This window comes from Nocardia sp. alder85J, assembly GCF_020176955.2.
Lineage (GTDB): Bacteria > Actinomycetota > Actinomycetes > Mycobacteriales > Mycobacteriaceae > Nocardia.
This window is the reverse complement of the sequence record NZ_JAIUCZ020000022.1, coordinates 1-17,444: the sequence shown is the minus strand read 5'-3', so window position 1 is coordinate 17,444 and position 17,444 is coordinate 1. Positions and strand designations below refer to the sequence as shown.

Here is a 17,444-nt window from a genome sequence, read left to right as displayed (position 1 = left end):
GTCGAGGACCGCGTCGTCTCTGGTGAGACGGCTTGGAACGCCACTGTCCGGCCTGATCTCGGCCACCGGCTCACGCCCGACTGGCATGTTATCGGTGGCGCTGACCGCCGATAAGGTTCACCTACCGGCGGTGCCCTCGTTCCATCCCCGAGTTCCGGGATCGGTACCCGCGCAACGGATGTCGGTGCCCGCGCGCACTATCGGTGTATGGGTGTGCACGATGCCATCAACACCGCCAACGCCGAAACCGCCCGCGCCGCCGGCTGGCCCGAGCTCACCGGGCAGCCGAAGCAGATCGGATGGGCGATCACGATCCGCGCGGACAAGATGCGCGAGTTCGGCGCCGCGCTGCTCGCGGCCCCGATGCGCGACGAGGCCCTGTTCCGGGAAGCCCTGTTGCGGGAAACTCAGGCCGCCCGGTGGATCGACGCCCGCGACTCACCCTGGAACGCCATCGTGCTGCTGCACCTGACCGAGGACGAACGCACCGCGCTGCTCACCCCAGGGCGGAACCGCCAGGACCCCGGCTAGTCTCGCGGCGTGATCGACGAGGTCGTTGCTGGTGGTTTCGTCGACCATCTGCTCGTCGAGCAGGCCCCACTCGGCGGTCCAGGTTCCCGGGCCTGCTTCGCCGGGGTACAGGTCGACGTCCACGACCAGCGTCGGCGGTCCTGCCGGGTCGCGGACCGGTTGCGGTCCCGGGCGCGGGATCAGCCGTTTGAACCAGGGAGTCTCGGACATGGCATCGATCGTGCTCCCGGTCCGCGCCCGGCACATCGGGATTCGCCGAAAGCCACCCAATCCGGCCACGTGCCAGCAACTTCGGGCGCACCCTGGAACGGCCCGGACTCCGACATCAGGAGCGCCATGGAATTTCGAGTCCTCTACCGCCTCGCGGGAAGCCCCAAGCTTGAGGTGCCCGAACTCGGCCTGCGTGCGGCCACCGCGGATCCGAATCGCCGGATGGAAGGACCCGCAGGGACAGCTGATCGTGCGGCCGCGGGCGGCGCCGCGCGACTTCGACGAGGTCGACATCCCGTTGCGCTACGCGGTGCCCGAATCGGAGCGGTAGCTACCGGCGACACAGCTTCGTCCGGCCGGTCGAGAAGGGCGCGGGCGGAGCGGATCTGCGCGTCGCAGCACCGCGGTGAGGGCGCGGGATCGGCCGACGGATGCTGGTGCGGCCTGGAAGTCGAACATGTCCGGCGGAGCGTGGAGCCGGGCCCGGAGTGGTCGAGCCGCCGCCCGGAATCTCTTGGCCGGAGTGCGGGCGGCGGCTCATATCGACAGACGCGAAGTCATCCGCATCTACAAGGGTTCTACGTGGGGGTAGCATCTGTAACCCCCATCAGATCGAGGGTGAGTTACATCACATCGAGGGGGTGGCGCCCGATACGCGCAGCTGGTTTTGCGTGTCTGGCGATAAAACGCCACGCTGCGCGCAGTGCCGCTACCCGGGGTTTCGCCACTTTCTTCGACTCGGCGGTGGTGGCGGCTCGTACGGTGAACCACAGGTGTCCATCCCCCGCATCCGTACGAGGGTGATTATCGCCACAGCCTGGACGGGTTGCTTGGTTCTGCCGGTGCGACGGCGCGATGATTGCCCGGACAACTACACACGCTTGCCCGACATCGAACCCTTGGCCGGAGTGCGGGGTCGGGTGAGCTCATCGACAGACGCGGAGTCAGAACGTGATCGTTCTCTTTCCGCTCGGCGAGGGCAACCCGGTGGCGAAGCACACCGGGCTCGACCGAGCGTTTCGTCGGCAGCGCTGGACAGGCACCCTTCTCGCAGTGGACGTGGTGGCCAGCAGCGCAGCGCCCTGGGATGCCGTACACAGCGGCGGGTATGGGCTGGCCGCCGCGGTGGGGGCGTGGATGCTGCTCGACCTCGGGTCGGCATCGGTCAAATCCCTGTGGAAATTCGCACGGAAGGCGAAGCGGGTCGTCGACGAATACCAGGATCAGTCGGGAAGCGAGTGACCGTGCCCGCCCTCGACCGGGATCGGGACGTCCGTCCGTCCGACGAGACGAACGACAGGGCCGGCGACGCTCGACGCCTTTTTGCCGAGCTGGCGAACCGGGGCGAAAGGGACCTGTTCGAAGCGCTGCGCAAGGACGATTTCGCAGGGCCGAAGTGGGATGCGGTGGCGGACCAGCTGGCGCACTACGGCCTGGCCGTTCTGAGTTCGTGGATGCGGACCGAGGACGGCTTATTCAGACTGCGGGACTTCGGGGTCTTCGTGACGGAGGAGCTGCGATCGGACTTGCGCGCAGATCCGGCCCTCCGCGAGGGGGTGGTGAATTCGGCGATTGTCGACGGGCTGGTGAAGTTCCGGCAGAGCGCCCGCGAGAGGACAGGCTGGGATCCCGATGGCGGTGCCCGCCTGCGCACATACTTCATCAGAGGGTGCCTCTACGCGCTGAGTGACGGACTCCGGAAGCTGGACCGAGAACGTTTCCGGCGGTCCAGGACCGAGACGTCGTTCGGCAATGAACTGGAGGCCGTCGCCGATGCGACACAAGCCGGGCGGCTACACGGTGGAGATCCTGCGGAGTTCGTCGCCGATCAGGATCTCGTTCACCGTTGGCTCGCCACCCTGCCGGAACAAGATCGCGCGGTTGTCCAGGCCAAGGCAGAGGGATACTCGCACACGGAGACCGCCGAGATCCTCGGCCTCACACCCAAAGCGGTCGAACGCCGATGGGCACGGCTGATCCAGCGACATGAAGGACTCCGCAACCTCTGACCGCGGCGCTACCGAACAGGTCCCGGAGCCGGTAGCTGTACACGCAGCCGCTTCGGCCACCACACCGATCGGCGGCGGCGTGCGGCGCGGCTACCGGCGCGACGGCAGCAGTTGGTCGTACTTCTCCAGATCCGGGTCCGGCCGCTCGATCGCCAGTGCCGGAACGGCCGGTTCGAGGGCGGGCACGTACTTGTAGATCGTGGACCGGGAGACCCCGAGCAGCCGGGCCACCGACGACACCGTCTCCTCCGGCCGGGCCAGCAGCGCACTGGCTTGGCGGATCTGCTCGTCGGTCATCGCCGGGGGCCGGCCGAGCCGCTGCCCGCGGGCGCGGGCAGCGTCGAGGCCTTCGTGGGTGCCCTGGACGATCAACTCGCGGATGAACTCGGCGAGCGCGGCGAAGACGTGGAACACCAGCCGCCCGCCGGGGGTGGTGGTGTCCAGCGCCTCGTGCAGGGACCGGAACCCGATGCCGCGGCGGCGGAGTCCGGCGACCAGTGACAGCAGGTCCTGCATGGACCGGCCGAGCCGGTCGAGGGCGGGTACCACGAGGGTGTCGCCGGGGCGCAAGTAGTCCAGGCACGCCCAGAGTTCCTCGCGCTCGGCGTTCTTCCCGGACTTCTTGTCCGCGAACACCCGCTGGCAGCCGGCGGCCTCCAGGGCGCGGTGCTGCCGGTCGAGGTTCTGGTCGCGGGTCGACACCCGCGCGTACCCGATAAGGGCATCGCCCCCGCCGACCGGATCGAGCGCGTCACCGTCGAGGGACAACTGCGGGGCGATGTCGAGGTCGGTCACCCGAGCGAGTGTAGGAGAAAGGGCCGACAAGACTTGTTGGACACAACCTCTCGTGCGACACCTTTTTTCGACACCTCATCGCGCGGGTGACCACGCGACTCGTGACGGTCGACGACGCCACTGGGAGGGTGTCGGAAAAGGATCGGTTTACAACACCGAGGCTGCAGCGGTGCACCACGGGCAGCGTTCAATCGGTGGCTGTGCTTGAGGTGTCCGACGAGAAGGCGCGGCGCTTACCCGACCGACGGAGACTCGGTGGCGAGGCTCTTTCTCGCACGAGTGACAAGTGCGCGCCGACGGGAGCGGCTCAGTTCATTAGCGATGAGCAGGAACACAATCGCGGGCAGCCACATCCAGTGAGCTGTGTCGATGAAGGCCGGCGAATCGAAAACTTCACCTGCGAAGAGCAGCGCTCCGGAAGCCAGCAGCAAAAGGAGGCTGACGGCAGTGAGACGGACGGCGGGGAGGCCGAGTCCGGTATCTTCGGCCATGTCCTCCATGAGCGACAGGATTCGCCGAAGTCGCGGTTCACGCGTCGCTCTGCGGATCGACACCATGCTCGGCAGCGCGGTGACCGCGAACCAGAGTGTGGGCAGCCGTTCGGCGTGTAGCTCGTCGAGAGCGCTGTACCACTCGCGACGCCACCGGTCCCGCCGGCCACGCGGCAGAACCAGAACAGCCGCAGCCACCAGCAAGTACTCCAGGCCGCTACCCACCCGGTCGCCGGATCCCGTCACAGTTCAAAACCCCCACGCCGCGTTCGAACCCGGATCTTCACCCAGCGCCGCACGCCCCTCGCCGAGTGTCTGCTGTGCCTCGACGAGGGCAGCGCGGGCACGGGCGCTGCCGTCCTGGGTGAGCTGATACTCCCGCCGCTTGCGACGTCCTTCGACGGATTCGTCGATGTCTTCCCACTCGCTGGTGATCCACCCGGCGGTCTCCAGGCGGGCAAGGATCGGATAGACGCTGCCGGTCGGCAGATTGCAGCGCTTCGCGATCTGCAATCCGAAGTTCTCTGCCGGCGGGCGCACGAGTAGCACTCGTAGCACCGCGAGCGTTTGCAGAGTCATCCGAACCCTATCCGCCATGCTTTCTAGTCTACACTGGGCAGTTATGTATATCTATATAGCCATGAACAGCCATTTTATGGAATCTGCCGCTGAGCCTGCTGGGCAGAGCAGCGCGATGCTCGCAGGATCGGCCCTGTTCTGGATGGCGTGCGCCCTGCTGCTGGCCTTCGCCGCCATCTGCGGGCTGATCGGAGGATTCCTGTCCTGGCGCGGCGGAACCAACCCGTTCAAAGCCACCCTCTACGGCTTCAGCGCCTACGGCGCGGTTACCGGGCTCGGCATCGCGTTCTTCGCGCTGCTGGCCTAACCCAACAACCGCCTGATCGGAACCGCGACCATGCCTGCGATCGCGCTCGGGCAGTCGATATCCGAGACGCCGTGGACTCGCCCCGGCCGCTCAGCGTGACTTTCTGCCGGATGCCGAGCCCTTCCATGGCCCGCGGCCCCGCTGGAACCTGCATACCTCCGAGCCCGCTCTGGGCCGCCGTGATTGTCGGGGTGAGGGCGCACACTGGATTTCGCTGTCACGTCTCGGCCGGTGACGGGATGCGCCGCCGAGGGGACGAAGGGGATCGCGGTGGCGGAACAGCCCTGGCTGGAACGGACGCTCGTGCGCGTCGAAGACAAGCCCAACGCAGGCCGTAAGGGCCGGAACGGACCGAAGTTCGGCAGCGGCCGGCTGCTGGTGTACCTGCCGGACGGGGGCCACTCGAACGAAGATTGGCTCCGCGCGGTCGTGGGTGCGAAAGTGCCGCTGCAGCACGACGACTCCGACCCGCCGGAGGTGTGGGACCTCGCTGCCAAACACATGCTCGCTGTGGCCGCGGCGATGGCCGACCGATACGGCGAAGTCGATATGTGCCTGCAGATCTCGCCGACGATGAAGTGCAGCTACAGCTGCCAGACGAAGGGGCGACCGGACACAGTGTGGGACTGCGTCTGTCAGTGTGGCGGCCGCCATCACAGCGGCAAGGGTTACTACGACGACTGGTACTCCACGGGCCGGTTCCGTATCGAGCGGCAGGGCGATATCGAGATACGGCACTTGCTGATCCGCCGCGGCCAGCTCCCCTGGGGGTCCGACGCCGCCCCCGAGCAACTGCGCTCGATGCTGCCGGCGCCCAGCGCTCCGCCGGTGCCTCGCCCGATTCTCCGCTCGGTTCCGACGCCGTCCCCTGTTCCAGCCGCTCCACACCCCCGGCCCGAGCCGCGGCCGGTGCCGCTGGTGCCGCTGGTGCCACCTTCTCCCGATCTCGGGCGTACCCCCAGCCCCGACTGGTATCTGCCCACGCCAGACCCCGTGCCGCACATCGCCGTTCCCGAGTCTCCGAAGCGGAAACGCACTGGCCCGCTGATCGCGGTGGCAGCCGTGATCGCCGTGATCGGCCTCGGCCTGTGGCTACTGGTGCCGATGCATACCAGCGACAAGCCCCGCACGGGGCAGAGCCCGCCCATCGCCACCGTGCAGGACGCGCCCGCCGCTCCGCCGCCACCTGCGGCAGAAGAACCCACACCACCACCGGTCAAGCCACCCGCGCCGACCTGGCGCGGGTGCTACCCACTGCAACCGAATTGCTGAACGGCAGCAGGTTTCGGTCCGAAACGAGGTAGTGGCGCATCCGCTTTCGTGATAGCGCTGGATTCCGGCCGATTGCGCGGACATACAGGGATGGTTGCGAAGCTGACTGGGCTGAAGTGCAGCGGGCGAACTGACTCAGGTTAGCTGAACGTGCTGCGCGTCACATGGTTTCGGCGGCTCAGCGACATCGATGCTATTCTGTTACATCGCAATGCCCTGGCAATCAGGTGAAAACAACTTCATAAGGAGGATCTCATGCATCAGATGAAGCAGCATTCTTTCAGGCTTGAGCTGCCCACTTCTACTCCGTTTGCAGAGGTCGAAACAATCGCCCTTGAGGGCATTGTCTTCCCCCACATGATCCGTGAGGGAAAGAGCAGCTACGCCGATCTGCGTATGCTCAGCCGTACTACACACACTGCTGGCACAAGTATCTTCGTAGGCCAGTACCTACTCTAGATCCGCCAATTTCGCAGCAGCAGAACATCCCTCGGGTACGGGGTAGTGGCGCAATCGGCCGGAATCCGGCGCTAACGCAGTGATGCCCCGGCGTGGACCCAGGGCATCACGGAAGCGGTTGTGGTACAGCCCCCGAAATCACCCGGCTTCTCGTTTCGGGCCCGCGAATGAGGCGGCGGTGGAGGTGCCGGGATTCTCCGGTGGAGCCCGCGTCAGCGGACCGTGACGGCCGCCCGGATCCACACGGCGCGGTCCTGTTCCATCATCTCCACCGCCGCCTCCGGCTCGGTGGACTGTGCGGTGCCGGTCACCACGACCAGGCCGCCGCGGTCGCGCAGGTCGCGCTCGACCGCACGGCGCCACGACGGATCGGACACCAGCTCGCCCGCACCGACCACACCCAGCCCGGCCGGGCCCGCGATCCGGATCGCCGACAGGCCCGCGTCGACAGTGATCCGCCAGCCCGGTGTCCGCGCGCCCGCGAACGCCATGTCGCGCAGCGGCACGGCGCCGCGCGCACGGAACTCGTCCGTCCAGGCGTCGCTGGTCACCAGGGCACCGGTGGGGGCGATGTGGACGCTGCGGACCCGGGGCAGCAGGATCACCACCGGGGTCGTGCCCACGATCGCGGTGTGGATGACGAGGTGCTCGATCTCCGGTATGCCCGTGGACGATTCGGTCACCGGCCGAGCGTAGACCGGCCGCCGGACGGGGGGTAGGGGCGTTGGGCGAGGCGGTTGAATCGCACCACCCTCGCGCTGGGACGTCTCTGTACTGAGACTATGTCTCTGGCCGGAGATATAGTCGCGGACATGAACGACGAGACCACCATGCGGCGGGCTGTAGGCCGCGACGACTCGTTCCTGAAGCAGGCCCGCGCGGCAGGCATGGCCCGGATCGCCGAGGCCAGCCAGGATGCCGCCGCGGTGGCGTGGGCGGAGGAAACCGCCGACATGCTGGTACAGCGGCTGCACGACCGGAAGGTGTCCTAGCCTCCCGTGCTCGGCTACGTCTTCGACGACACGGTCCTGGCAGCTCTGGGGGAGGGGAACCACGACGTGGCGGCCCTGCTGGCCGCTCTGGACTCCCGCGCCGTCCGTGTCTGTGTCCCGGCGGTCACCCTCGCCTACGCCTACGCTCGCCTGACGCTCGAGCAGTGCGGCGACCTACTCGGCATCATCGAGGCCATGGGTAACACCGAGGTCGAACCGGTCGCCGACTCTCTCGCGGCGCTGGAATTGTCGGAAGTGCTCGAACTCGTTCCCGACGACCCCGCAGCCGCTCACGCGCTGCTCGCCGCGCGCACCCATGACATGGGCATCGCCACGCTCAGTTCGGAACGCTGGGCACCGGTGGAGCAGCGGCTGCCCGCCAAGGCCCCGCTGGTGTACCTCGCTGAGGACTGACTCCGGCTGTCACAAACCCCACCAGATCTCGATTCGGGACCGCACCCAACCGGCGCGACCCTACTCCAACATCGCCAGCGCGGCCTCGGGTTCCGGTGCTGCGTCGCCGATGATGACCACCGAGCCGCGCTGCTGGCCGACGGCCGCGGGCGTCCACCAGCGGGGGTCGGCGGTGAGATATCCGGTGTACAGGGAACGAGCGGCCAGGACACTGTCTGCAGGACACCGCATACTTTCCCGGGAACACCGGGAACCGATCCCGGCTCGGTGGCGTCGAACTGTGGTGAGCCGGTTCGCTGTCCGGTGCCGCCGGGGGCATGCGCTCACGGCGGCGCCGAGGCGACTGGACAGGGGAGGTGCCGGGTGCAGTTCGCGTGCTACAACCCGAGGTGCGTGTATTCCTCGCACGCGATACCGACGTGCCCCTATCGGCGTGAGCCTCCTCCCCCGGTCCGGCGGGATGTCCGGTTGATGTCGGATGCCCAGTGGGAGGCGCGGCAACGCGTGATGCGGTTCGCGGCCGACGGGGGATTCGACTTGCGCCGTAACGCCTTACCGCGGATCCGGTTGCGCGGGTGGGGAGCGTGGCTGCGCGTCTGGTGGAACCGAGACGGCGGCCCGGACGTCGTCTGGCTGCTGGTGCTGATCCCGGTCGCGGTGCTGCTGGCGGCGGTGATGGCGAGCCTGCTGCTGCTCGGGTGACCGTGCATGCGAGTGGCCCCGGAGGATTCTCCGGGGCCACTGACGTACGCGGGCAACAGATTTCGGGGTTATTCGACGGTCATGGTCGCGATCTTGCTGACCGTCATCGCCCGACCTCGCTGTGGTGCAGCCGCGAGATTCGGGCGCCGGGCCCGGTGGGGGTCATGGTTCCGGCGGTGATGTCGGGGCGGGTGGTGCAGGCGCGGCCCGGCGGGTGTGCGTGGCCGGCGGCGACCGCGTCGGCGACGGCGGCCTGGTGGGCGGGGGCGTGGAGCCTGGCGTCCCACACCTGCTCGCGCTGAGCACGGCTGGCACCGTGGTCGTAGGCGGTCTCGGCGGTGGCGTCGAGGACGCGGCGGACCTGCATCCGGGTCGGGACCGGCACCCCGGCATCGCGCAGCGCCACCCCGAACTCGCCCATGGTGCGGTCGTAGTGCTGCTTGGTCTGGGTGTGGTCGCTGCGGGTCCCGGTGCCGAGGCCGATCGACTGGATGTCGACGGCCAGGTCGTACAAGGGCCGGTCGAGGTCGGCCTGGTGCTGGACCGGCTGGTCCAGGATCGGGTTGAGCAGGTCGATGACCTGCCGTTCGCCGGTGGTGGCGATCTGCTCGGCGGCCTGGTCGTGGCGTTCCAGGTCGACGCGGCGTTTGGTGCGTTCGTCGAGGAACATCAGCTCCGGCAGCCTGGTGGGGTCGGTGACCCGGCCCTGGTCGATGTCCTCGATGGTCAGATCGAGCATCGCGACCTCGGCCGGGTGCAGGCCCTCACCGGTCATCATGTCCTGAAGGCCGGACCGGTGGTATTCGGCGTCGGCGATCCGGTCGAGCAGCACCTCGTCGATCTCGGTGTCCGCGCCGGCATCGGCGTAGCGGGCGACATCGCGGGTAGCGTCCACGAACTCCTCCAGCGTGAGCTGGATCCGGCCGCGGTTCGCGTGATCCGGCCACATCCGGGTGTGATCGCCGGGGCGCTCGTCGCGGATCGCGCGGCCGGCGGACCGGACACGTTCCTGGTCGGACGGGGACATCACCGAGATCTCCGCGGCGATCTCGGCCGCGTTGGCGCCGTGGTGCGCGGCGAAGGACCGCAACAGGTCCTGTATCCGGCCGCGGGCCTCGATCCCGGGGTCGACCAGCGCCGGGGACTGCCGCAGGTCGTGGGCGGAAACATCACCGGCTGTGTAGTCCACCACGAACTCGATGTCGCGGCGCCGCGACTCGGGTACCCGCTCCTGTTCCAGCCGCTGTGACAGTGCCGCCCGCCGCTGCGCGACGCCGGTGACGACCGCGCCGGTGTCGCTGGTGGGGTAGAGGACCTCATCGGCGAGCGCGTACGCATCGACCGCGGCGAGTTCCGCCTCCGACAGGCCACCCATCCCGGTCAGGACGTCGACCGCGTACATGCCACGTGCCTGCACCAGCCGCGCCTGCCGCAGTTGCTGTACCGCGGCGGCGTCGAACTCGGGGTCGATGCCGACGGTCCAGGTGGTGAAGTCCGTGCCGCGATCGAGGCTGATACCCCAGTTCTGGGCGAGGTTCTCGACGCGCTCGGCGACGAACCCGCGGGCGGCCTCCCCGAGTTCGGGGTCGTCCCCGGCCGACCACACCAGGGCAGTGGCCAGCCGGGCGATATCGGTCTCCGGACCGGCGGACAGCGCGTCGGCGACCAGGCGGTCGTAAGCCAGGTCGCGGACCTCACCGATCTCGCGGTCCAAGACCTGCCGCTCGGGATCGGTATCGGACTCGTACAAGTCGCGGGACAGGAGCGCGTCGTTGAGCCGGTCCAGGTCCCGGCGCTGCTGCGCGGCCTGGTGGATGGCGACGCGGGTGTACAGGGCCGCGAGCCGCTGACCATGCGAAGACCGGTCGGCGGCGGTAGAGGAGGGGGTGTCGGACATGAGGGTGATCTCTTTCTCTGGTGTCGGGTCCGGCCAATCCCGGACCCGGGTCGGTAGGTGCCGTCGGGGTGGCGCGGGTCAGATCCCGCGGCCTTTCTCCGGGCCGGGGCGGCGCCGCCCGGTGGCGCGGCCGATGCCGGTGCCGGAGCGGGTGGTGCGCGGCTGCAGCTGCGGACGAGGGGTGGACTGCACGGCGGCCTGCGCCGGATGCGCGTGGCCGGCGTCGACGGCCATGCGTCCGGCGACCTGCTGCGGGGACAGTCCGACTCCGGCGAGGTGGTCGGCGGTGGCCTGGCGGCGGGCGGGCCCGTCGTAGGCGACCGGATCGCCGCCGGAGCGGGCGGCGGCAACCAGCTCGCGGCGTTCGGCCCAGACGTCCTGGATCCGGTGTGCCTGCTTGCCGACGGTCGCCGCGTCTCGGGAACCGTCGTCGAGCTGGTGTTTGACCCGGTTGCGGATCGGTTCGGGGACACCGACGGCGGCCATGCGGGCGAGGAGTTTCTCGTAGTCCGGCAGCGCGACCTGGCCGGCGGCGAGCTGGGTGTGCGCGGCCAGCACCGCGTCGACCTCGTCGCGCACCCACCCGGCGGTCCCGGCCGGGACACCGGGCCCGTGCAGGGTGTTGTGCAGGTCACGGCGGTGGTCGCCGGTCGCTGCGCGGGCGATGCGGTCGCCACGCCGTGCGTCGACCTGGGCAGCGGTGCGGTCGTCGGCGAACAGCATCTCCGGCACCGCGTCGGTGATCCCGGCCTCGACGTCGCGCAGCACGGCGCGGATCTGGTCTTTCTCGTACTCGTGCAGGCCCTGGCCGTGGGACAGGGCTCGGTCGATCTGGCGGCGCTGCAACGCGACCCGTTCCCGCTGCTCGGCCGCCCACACCGGATCCAGACCGTCCTCGACCGCTTCCCGCGCTTCGACCTGCGGCGCCATCGCCGCGTACATGCGGATCGTCTCGCCCAGAGCTTCGCGGTCCACGTGATCGGGCCAGATCGGATCGAAGGCCTTGCCGGGGTTGCGCCGGATCTCCACACCGCGGGCCCGGGCGGTCTGCTGATCTTCGGGGGTCATGACCTGGACCGCGTCGGCCAGCCGATCCCGCACCCCCTGGGTGTCCAGGCCGTGCTTGAGCCGGGTCTGGTAGTCCAGCAGCATCGTGTCGACCCGATGCTTCGCCTCGTCACCGAGGTCGACCAGCGGCTCCCCCACCCGCCGCAACTCCGCCGCCGGATTGCTCGTGGCCACCGCGCCGAGATGCTTCAACGGCACCTCCACGTCCGGCGCGCCGAGGTAGACAGCCACGAACCGCACCTTCGCCGTGGTCTTCGCGTCGACGCCGGCGGACTTCAGCTTCTTGGTCAAACCCTCCAGCGAGTGCCCGCCGGGGTTCTTCTTCCAGGCGTCGATCGCCTCGTACAAGCCGGGTTTCGCGGACTCGTCGATCCCCCCGGCGCCGGCGACGAGGGTGACCATCCGGTCGCGGGCATCGGCGACCCGGGCGGCGACGGCGCGGGCCTGGTCGATGTGGGCGAGTTGGTCGCGGACCGAGTCCGGGGCGGCGACGACCGCGTGCAGCGACATCGTGTCGATGTGCACCCCGTACCGGTCGTGGATGTGACCGGACAGTTCGGCGAACATCCGCTTCGCGACCGGCGAGTCCTCGGCCCAGGTCACCGAGTCCTTGAGTGCTTCGGCGATCTCGGTGCGCGACAGGCGATCCCAGCCGATCTTCTGCATCTGCGCGAGCTTGGTCTCCACGCTGCGGCGTTCGGCGTCGATGCGAGCCTGGTATTCGGCGGCGCGTTTCTCGCTGTCGGCGGCGGCGATCTCGGCTTCGCGGCGGCGCCGGTCGGCGGCCGCGGTCGCCAAGCCGATGATCTGCTGCATCAGCTGCTGCACCACCCGCCCGAACAGGCCCGAGACGTGGTCGATCGTGTCGTCGTGGATGTGCGGATGGTTCTCGGGGTCGGGCATGATCACGGGCACGACAGGGCCTCCTACGTGGTCGGGCTGGGTGGGTGGGCGGGCCTCGGAAACCGGCCCGGCGGCCGGGGAGACCACACCGGGCGAAGAAGCGGCCGCAACGGTGTGGGGGTCCAGGTGAGGGATGGGGTCGAGTTCGTCGATGTCGTGACCGGCGTCGACATGATCGGTGAGGTCCTTGCCGGTGGCGGCCTGCACGACCCGCACCGACTGCACCCGGCCCCGCAGCGAGCCCATGACCCGCTCGGCACGCCGGTAGCCGGGAGCGTCGCGATCGGCGACGATCACGACCTCGACGGCGCCGTCGAGCCAGCGGGCGTGATCGTCGCTCCAGCTGAGCGCGCCGCCGGCGTTGGTGGTCGCGGTCAGCCCGGCCCGCTGCGCGGTCAGTGCGTCTTTCTCGCCCTCGACCACATAGATCGGTTCACCGACTGCGACAGCGTCGAGGACCGCCGGGAGCGCGAACGGCACCGCGGGGAATCCGCCGTCGACCATCCGGCCGGCCTCGGAGTCCCAGCGGTGCTGGTGGAACTTCTTGTCCCGGCCACCGGCGAAGCTCGCCTCCCGCCGGACGACTTCGCCGAGGATCTCCCCGTCGGCGGTCATGTACGGGTAGGCGGCGACCTGCTTCCATGCCGACTGCTGGGCGCCGAGATCCCGGCGCGGCTTGGTCAGCGGCAGGCCAGCCGCGTCGATCGCGCGGTCGGATGCCGACACCTTCCGGGGATGCACCCGCGGTGCGCGCTGGCGTTCGCGGCTGCCGGCCTGGCGCTGGATCGGGTTGTCGTACAGGTCCCGGACCTCGAGGTCGAGGGCGGCCAGTACGTCCTTGTCGTCGCATCCGGCGAAGCAGCGGACCTTGGTGCGCTGCTCACCGGGGATGTGCTTGACCCCCAGCGACGGATTGTGGTGGCCGCCACCGGATTCGTGGACCGGGCAGCAGAACTTCGTCCACGCACCCGACGGTTTTCCTTGCCCTACAGTGCGTTCCAGGGCAGCGACGATCGTCTCGAAGCTGCCCTGGCGGGCGGTGGAGGCCGACATCAGGGGAACTCCGCCACGACCGTGCCCCGGCGCGGGCTACCGGTGACCATGACCAGGCTCGATTCGGCCGCCACGTCCACGACCTCGAACGGGTCGTCGAACGACCCCGGCGTCGCGGCTTCCAGCGGCAGCGGATCGAGTACGGCGTGCTTGCCCTTGCCGATCGAACAGTTCTTGAACGGCCCGTCCGGCGACATCAGGACAGCCATGTGGTGGTCGGCGTGGTCGCGCCACCACGACGACAGTTCGCTGGTCTTGCCGAGACGGGCGTGTTCCCAGGCCCGCCACATCGCGCCGAGCCGGGATGCTGCCTCGGGGTGGTCGTGCCACTGCGGGCACCACTTGATGTCGGTGTCCGCCCTGGCTCGCACGACCTCCCGGGCGTAGACGACCGCGAGGAACTTCTCCACGAACGCCTCGACGTTCGGGTAGAACAGCTGTTTCTGCTCCTCCTCGGCGGTCTCCTCCGGTGTCGGCGCCGGCGCGACCGCCTCCTGCGCGGCCTTGCGGGCGGTGTCCTGCATCTGCTCCAGCACCGCCGGGGTCAGGAACTCCTCGAACACCGCGGTCGCGATGTCCTTCGCCGACGCGGCGACCCGCTGCCCGATCGCGTGCCGGACCGCCTCGGCCAGCGCCGCGTTCAGCTCCGGCTCACTCGGCCGTGCCTGCTCCGGGTCGTCGTTCTGCGGGCCGGTGCCGTTGGTCGTGGTGGTCATTCGTCGTCGTCCTCACCGTCGGAGGTCGACGGTGCGCTCCACCCGTCGGCCTGGCTGGAGTGCTGGTTGCGGGCGGGGTCGTGGCGGTCCAACGAGGCGGTGACCTGGTCGGCGTAGTCGCGGTCCCACCACGGGACCAGCCGCACCAACGCCGGCCGGTGCCCGGACGCCAGCACCAGCGCGCGGCCGGGCGGCATCGCGGCCAGATCGGACGGGGTCAGCGTCACCTCGGTCGTGCGGGACCACGACGTCGAGGTCGATCGGGAGTCCTTCCCGGTGCCCTTGCTGCGCGACAACGACGAGACCAGCTCGTAGTGGCCGCCGACCACATCGGAGATGTCGCGCAGGAACGGCGCGTCGGCCAGGCCCGGTCCGAGGGTGCGGATGTTCGCCGCGGACCACAGGGCCCGCATGCCGTCCTCGCCCCAGCAGCGCACACCCTGGGCCCACGACTGCAGGATCGTGAGCACCACGATCCCGCGAGAACCGAAGTGGCTGTACTGCTTCGGCAACTCGGTCCAGCGCACGATGTTCGCGGCCTCGTCCAGCGCGATGGTCAACGGGACCGGCATCCGGCCGCCGCAGCGGACCCCTTCGTCCTCGGCGGCGGCCGCGACCGCGGCGGTCAACGCGGTGATCAGCGGCCCCGCCGTACCCGCGCCCTCCCTGGAAAGCGGATACAACGTGTCCCGCGACCGCACGAACGCCCGCACGTCGAACGGGATACGTTGCGCATCACCGTCTTCCGGCGGGCACACCCAGGGACGGATCTTCTGGTACTTGAGGCAGGCCATCATCTTCTTGGCCGTGGAGAAGATGCCCGAGCGCTGCCGGTCCGGGGCGGTGTACTGGTCCCGCAGCGCCGCGGCGACCATGGGGTAGTTCTGGTGCAGGATCTCGATCGGCTCGTCCTCGCCCGGATCGGTCACCCACAGGAAGCACTGCGTGATCGGCTTCTTCGCCACGCTCGCGGCCAGGATCAGGCCCGCGACCAGTTCCTCCCCCTCGCCGTCGAAGAACGCGTCCTTGCGTTCATCCCCGCCGGCGGCGAAATGCCCGGCCAGCTTCGCGGCCCGCTCCTGGGCGTCGGCGCCGCCGTCGGTGCCGGTCACCCACGCGATCGGATCCCAGAACCAGTCACAGGTCTCGCCCGCGACCTGTTGCGGGTCGAACACCCACACATCCCCGAGCCCGGCCCGGTACTCGCGGGTCGCGTCGACGATGTCGCGCTTGTTGCTCGTGGCGATCGCCGGACCCCACGACTCCATCAACGCCGGAATCACGTAACTGCTGGACTTGCCCGCGCGGGGACCCATGATCGCCAGATGCAGGTCCTCGAACGACCCGTACAGCATCTCCGGGCGCACCTGGCGCCGGCCGAGGGTTTCGCCGATCGACACCCCCGGCGCGTTCATCGCACCGCGGGCCACACCCAACCGGGCGGCCTTCGCCGCGACCGCCTCGAACATCAGGTCCGCCAACTCGATATCGCGGGCGAGGAACTGCGCCTGCGCATCGATCGGCAACTGCGGCAACGCCTTCGGGGCCCGCTGCAACGTCCGCACCGGCGCGGCCTGCTTCTGCTTCTGCTCGTCGGCGGTCCTGCCGCGAGCCGCCCGCGCGGTCCGGCAGCGACGGCACGCCCACGTCACCCCCGCCACCGTCCCAGCGACTCCGGCGGCGGTGACACCGATGTCGGTGACCAGCCCGGCCCACGCCGCCGGCGTCCACACCAGCTCGTGCGTGGAGAACAACTCCCACCCGAGCCCCACCGGGTTCGAGAACGGGATGGACTGGCGCGGGCCGCCGAAGGCGGGCGCGGTCCACAACGCGGCGCCGGCCACCTCGACCAGCGCGGGCGTACCCAGCGTCACCGCGGCGATCCCGATCGCTTCCCGGTACTCCCCCGGCTGATCCGCGCCGGGCATCGACACACGGCGATCCATCACGCCACCGCCGCCAGGTAGGCGTCGTAGGCGCGGCGCACCGTCTCCCGCGACGCGCCCACGACCTCGACGATCCGTTCCCACGGCAGTCGCCGACCGTCACGCAGCTCCGCTACGCGGTGCTGGAACTCCGGCTCCCGCCAGGGCATCGGGCGCTTGCGCTCAGCCCCGGACTCCATTGGGACACCGGTTGCGGCGACGGTGTCGAGCTGCTCCCCGACCGCCTTCCAGGTCTTACGGTCCGCGCCGAGAGTCGGCATCAGCACCGAGGCAACCACCCCGTCGGTCACGCCAGCGGTCTTCGCCCAGGCCGCGCACTGGCGCAGCAGCGGGCACCTGGCGCACACGGCCTGGGCCGCCAGCACCCCAGCCCGATCGATCGGGAAGAACGTATCCGGGGGCACATCCGCGCATGCCAGGTTCTTCCACTGCACCGCTTCTCGCGATACCGTCGCGCGCCTCACCGGGCACCTCCGAGTACCTCGGTCGCGGGCACGCAGAACGGCTCGCAACTCGACGTCGTCGGCGACGGCATGACGTCTCCGGCCGGTTTCGTCCCGTCGCCGAAGTTCGTGCAGCACACCGCAATGCAGACCAGCAGCGCGAGCAGCACCCCGGCACCGAAGCCGACGAAGATTCCGGCCACCCCGCCCGCGTTGATCACGATCGGGACAGCGACCTGCGTCTCCAGTTCGTGGCGGGTCATCACGGCACCGCCACGAACGAACGAGCTTCGGCCGCAGTCAAACCGAGCTGCGCGGCCCACTGCTCGACGTCCGGCCAGTCCGGCGCGAGTGCGATCCGCAGCGCCGCCACCGTGTCGCCGGCTTCGAACTGGCGGCCGGGCAGCCAGGAGACGACCCAGCGGCCGTCGCCGACGTACAGGGCCAGGTGCGGGGTTCCGGGTGCCACCATCCGGCGGTTGGGGGTCACCTGCACGCGCGGCAGTGCAGGGGCAGCAGCACGTGCCCACATCTCCGGCGTCCACTTGGTCGGTAGCAGCCTCATCACGCCACGCCCTCGTCCGCGGTCGGCGTGATGGGCTTTGCGAGACTCCGCAGTTCGACGCGATCGATGCGGATCTGGTTCGACGCCAGCCG

Annotated in this window: 21 protein-coding genes; 9 read left to right on the top strand and 12 right to left on the bottom strand. The window is 69.4% G+C overall.

What is annotated here, in order from left to right:
- Positions 1 to 207: 207 nt before the first annotated feature.
- The 4 genes from LBW94_RS43595 (at position 208) to LBW94_RS43580 (ending at position 2,750) form a co-directional block, all read left to right on the top strand.
- Positions 208 to 531, top strand: coding sequence for a hypothetical protein (locus tag LBW94_RS43595; RefSeq protein ID WP_225061577.1), 324 nt, complete (start codon positions 208 to 210; stop codon positions 529 to 531).
- Between the two features lie 403 nt (positions 532 to 934).
- On the top strand, positions 935 to 1,072 hold the full coding sequence (locus LBW94_RS43590) for a hypothetical protein (protein WP_225061576.1): 138 nt from the start codon (positions 935 to 937) through the stop codon (positions 1,070 to 1,072).
- 620 nt (positions 1,073 to 1,692) lie between these two features.
- Complete coding sequence (locus tag LBW94_RS43585) at positions 1,693 to 1,983, top strand: hypothetical protein (RefSeq protein WP_225061575.1); 291 nt, start codon at positions 1,693 to 1,695, stop codon at positions 1,981 to 1,983.
- Positions 1,980 to 2,750, top strand: a complete 771-nt coding sequence (locus LBW94_RS43580) for a sigma-70 family RNA polymerase sigma factor (RefSeq protein ID WP_225061574.1) — start codon at positions 1,980 to 1,982, stop codon at positions 2,748 to 2,750. The genes LBW94_RS43585 and LBW94_RS43580 overlap by 4 nt, the downstream gene beginning before the upstream one ends.
- Before the next feature lie 90 nt (positions 2,751 to 2,840).
- Here the strand turns inward: LBW94_RS43580 and LBW94_RS43575 are convergent, their stop codons facing one another.
- The 3 genes from LBW94_RS43575 to LBW94_RS43565 form a co-directional block, all read right to left on the bottom strand.
- Complete coding sequence (locus LBW94_RS43575) at positions 2,841 to 3,518, bottom strand: recombinase family protein (RefSeq protein WP_255635098.1); 678 nt, start codon at positions 3,516 to 3,518, stop codon at positions 2,841 to 2,843.
- A 260-nt stretch (positions 3,519 to 3,778) separates the two neighbouring features.
- On the bottom strand, positions 3,779 to 4,282 hold the full coding sequence (locus tag LBW94_RS43570; RefSeq protein WP_225061573.1) for a hypothetical protein: 504 nt from the start codon (positions 4,280 to 4,282) through the stop codon (positions 3,779 to 3,781).
- A 3-nt stretch (positions 4,283 to 4,285) separates the two neighbouring features.
- Positions 4,286 to 4,633 carry a PadR family transcriptional regulator gene (locus LBW94_RS43565; RefSeq protein ID WP_266273577.1) on the bottom strand — a complete coding sequence of 116 codons (348 nt, stop codon included), beginning with the start codon at positions 4,631 to 4,633 and terminating at the stop codon, positions 4,286 to 4,288.
- A 97-nt stretch (positions 4,634 to 4,730) separates the two neighbouring features.
- Here LBW94_RS43565 and LBW94_RS43560 point away from each other — a divergent pair, with 97 nt between their 5' ends.
- Together LBW94_RS43560 and LBW94_RS43555 are read left to right on the top strand one after the other, a co-directional pair.
- Positions 4,731 to 4,922 carry a hypothetical protein gene (locus LBW94_RS43560; RefSeq protein WP_225061571.1) on the top strand — a complete coding sequence of 64 codons (192 nt, stop codon included), beginning with the start codon at positions 4,731 to 4,733 and terminating at the stop codon, positions 4,920 to 4,922.
- 270 nt (positions 4,923 to 5,192) lie between these two features.
- Positions 5,193 to 6,194 carry a hypothetical protein gene (locus LBW94_RS43555; protein ID WP_225061570.1) on the top strand — a complete coding sequence of 334 codons (1,002 nt, stop codon included), beginning with the start codon at positions 5,193 to 5,195 and terminating at the stop codon, positions 6,192 to 6,194.
- 671 nt (positions 6,195 to 6,865) lie between these two features.
- On the opposite strand, the gene LBW94_RS43550 is transcribed toward LBW94_RS43555, so the two are convergent.
- Positions 6,866 to 7,336: a hypothetical protein gene (locus tag LBW94_RS43550; protein WP_225061569.1), complete on the bottom strand. Its 471-nt coding sequence runs from the start codon at positions 7,334 to 7,336 to the stop codon at positions 6,866 to 6,868.
- 129 nt (positions 7,337 to 7,465) lie between these two features.
- Here LBW94_RS43550 and LBW94_RS43545 point away from each other — a divergent pair, with 129 nt between their 5' ends.
- Together LBW94_RS43545 and LBW94_RS43540 are read left to right on the top strand one after the other, a co-directional pair.
- The gene (locus LBW94_RS43545; RefSeq protein WP_225061568.1) at positions 7,466 to 7,645 is read left to right on the top strand and encodes a hypothetical protein; all 180 of its coding nucleotides are present in this window, start codon (positions 7,466 to 7,468) and stop codon (positions 7,643 to 7,645) included.
- A 6-nt stretch (positions 7,646 to 7,651) separates the two neighbouring features.
- Positions 7,652 to 8,059 carry a hypothetical protein gene (locus LBW94_RS43540; RefSeq protein WP_225061567.1) on the top strand — a complete coding sequence of 136 codons (408 nt, stop codon included), beginning with the start codon at positions 7,652 to 7,654 and terminating at the stop codon, positions 8,057 to 8,059.
- A gap of 60 nt (positions 8,060 to 8,119) precedes the next feature.
- Here the strand turns inward: LBW94_RS43540 and LBW94_RS43535 are convergent, their stop codons facing one another.
- Positions 8,120 to 8,290 carry a hypothetical protein gene (locus LBW94_RS43535; protein WP_225061566.1) on the bottom strand — a complete coding sequence of 57 codons (171 nt, stop codon included), beginning with the start codon at positions 8,288 to 8,290 and terminating at the stop codon, positions 8,120 to 8,122.
- Positions 8,291 to 8,530: 240 nt separating this feature from the next.
- Here LBW94_RS43535 and LBW94_RS43530 point away from each other — a divergent pair, with 240 nt between their 5' ends.
- Complete coding sequence (locus LBW94_RS43530) at positions 8,531 to 8,761, top strand: hypothetical protein (protein ID WP_225061565.1); 231 nt, start codon at positions 8,531 to 8,533, stop codon at positions 8,759 to 8,761.
- A gap of 103 nt (positions 8,762 to 8,864) precedes the next feature.
- On the opposite strand, the gene LBW94_RS43525 is transcribed toward LBW94_RS43530, so the two are convergent.
- From LBW94_RS43525 to LBW94_RS43495, 7 genes are all read right to left on the bottom strand, one after another.
- Positions 8,865 to 10,658 (bottom strand): hypothetical protein, encoded by a 1,794-nt coding sequence (locus LBW94_RS43525; RefSeq protein ID WP_225061564.1) that lies wholly within the window; start codon positions 10,656 to 10,658, stop codon positions 8,865 to 8,867.
- Between the two features lie 78 nt (positions 10,659 to 10,736).
- Entirely contained in the window at positions 10,737 to 13,682 is a 2,946-nt protein-coding gene (locus LBW94_RS43520) for a toprim domain-containing protein (protein ID WP_225061563.1), read from the bottom strand.
- Positions 13,682 to 14,398, bottom strand: a complete 717-nt coding sequence (locus tag LBW94_RS43515) for a DUF4913 domain-containing protein (protein ID WP_225061562.1) — start codon at positions 14,396 to 14,398, stop codon at positions 13,682 to 13,684. The genes LBW94_RS43520 and LBW94_RS43515 overlap by 1 nt, the downstream gene beginning before the upstream one ends.
- Positions 14,395 to 16,344: a type IV secretory system conjugative DNA transfer family protein gene (locus tag LBW94_RS43510; RefSeq protein WP_225061561.1), complete on the bottom strand. Its 1,950-nt coding sequence runs from the start codon at positions 16,342 to 16,344 to the stop codon at positions 14,395 to 14,397. The genes LBW94_RS43515 and LBW94_RS43510 overlap by 4 nt, the downstream gene beginning before the upstream one ends.
- Positions 16,344 to 16,808: a WhiB family transcriptional regulator gene (locus LBW94_RS43505; protein ID WP_225061560.1), complete on the bottom strand. Its 465-nt coding sequence runs from the start codon at positions 16,806 to 16,808 to the stop codon at positions 16,344 to 16,346. The genes LBW94_RS43510 and LBW94_RS43505 overlap by 1 nt, the downstream gene beginning before the upstream one ends.
- Positions 16,805 to 17,050 (bottom strand): hypothetical protein, encoded by a 246-nt coding sequence (locus LBW94_RS43500; protein WP_225061559.1) that lies wholly within the window; start codon positions 17,048 to 17,050, stop codon positions 16,805 to 16,807. Before LBW94_RS43500 ends, LBW94_RS43505 begins: the two co-directional genes overlap by 4 nt.
- A complete protein-coding gene (locus LBW94_RS43495) occupies positions 17,050 to 17,352 on the bottom strand; it encodes a hypothetical protein (protein WP_225061558.1) in 303 nt (100 codons plus the stop codon). The genes LBW94_RS43500 and LBW94_RS43495 overlap by 1 nt, the downstream gene beginning before the upstream one ends.
- Positions 17,353 to 17,444: the final 92 nt, after the last annotated feature.

Coding starts and splice junctions, on each gene's coding strand:
- LBW94_RS43595 (WP_225061577.1), top strand. CDS start 208: ATGGGTGTGCACGATGCCATCAACACCGCCAACGCCGAAACCGCCCGC.
- LBW94_RS43565 (WP_266273577.1), bottom strand. CDS start 4,633: ATGGCGGATAGGGTTCGGATGACTCTGCAAACGCTCGCGGTGCTACGA.
- LBW94_RS43560 (WP_225061571.1), top strand. CDS start 4,731: ATGCTCGCAGGATCGGCCCTGTTCTGGATGGCGTGCGCCCTGCTGCTG.
- LBW94_RS43545 (WP_225061568.1), top strand. CDS start 7,466: ATGAACGACGAGACCACCATGCGGCGGGCTGTAGGCCGCGACGACTCG.
- LBW94_RS43535 (WP_225061566.1), bottom strand. CDS start 8,290: ATGCGGTGTCCTGCAGACAGTGTCCTGGCCGCTCGTTCCCTGTACACC.
- LBW94_RS43530 (WP_225061565.1), top strand. CDS start 8,531: ATGTCGGATGCCCAGTGGGAGGCGCGGCAACGCGTGATGCGGTTCGCG.
- LBW94_RS43525 (WP_225061564.1), bottom strand. CDS start 10,658: ATGTCCGACACCCCCTCCTCTACCGCCGCCGACCGGTCTTCGCATGGT.
- LBW94_RS43520 (WP_225061563.1), bottom strand. CDS start 13,682: ATGTCGGCCTCCACCGCCCGCCAGGGCAGCTTCGAGACGATCGTCGCT.
- LBW94_RS43515 (WP_225061562.1), bottom strand. CDS start 14,398: ATGACCACCACGACCAACGGCACCGGCCCGCAGAACGACGACCCGGAG.
- LBW94_RS43510 (WP_225061561.1), bottom strand. CDS start 16,344: ATGGATCGCCGTGTGTCGATGCCCGGCGCGGATCAGCCGGGGGAGTAC.
- LBW94_RS43500 (WP_225061559.1), bottom strand. CDS start 17,050: ATGACCCGCCACGAACTGGAGACGCAGGTCGCTGTCCCGATCGTGATC.
- LBW94_RS43495 (WP_225061558.1), bottom strand. CDS start 17,352: ATGAGGCTGCTACCGACCAAGTGGACGCCGGAGATGTGGGCACGTGCT.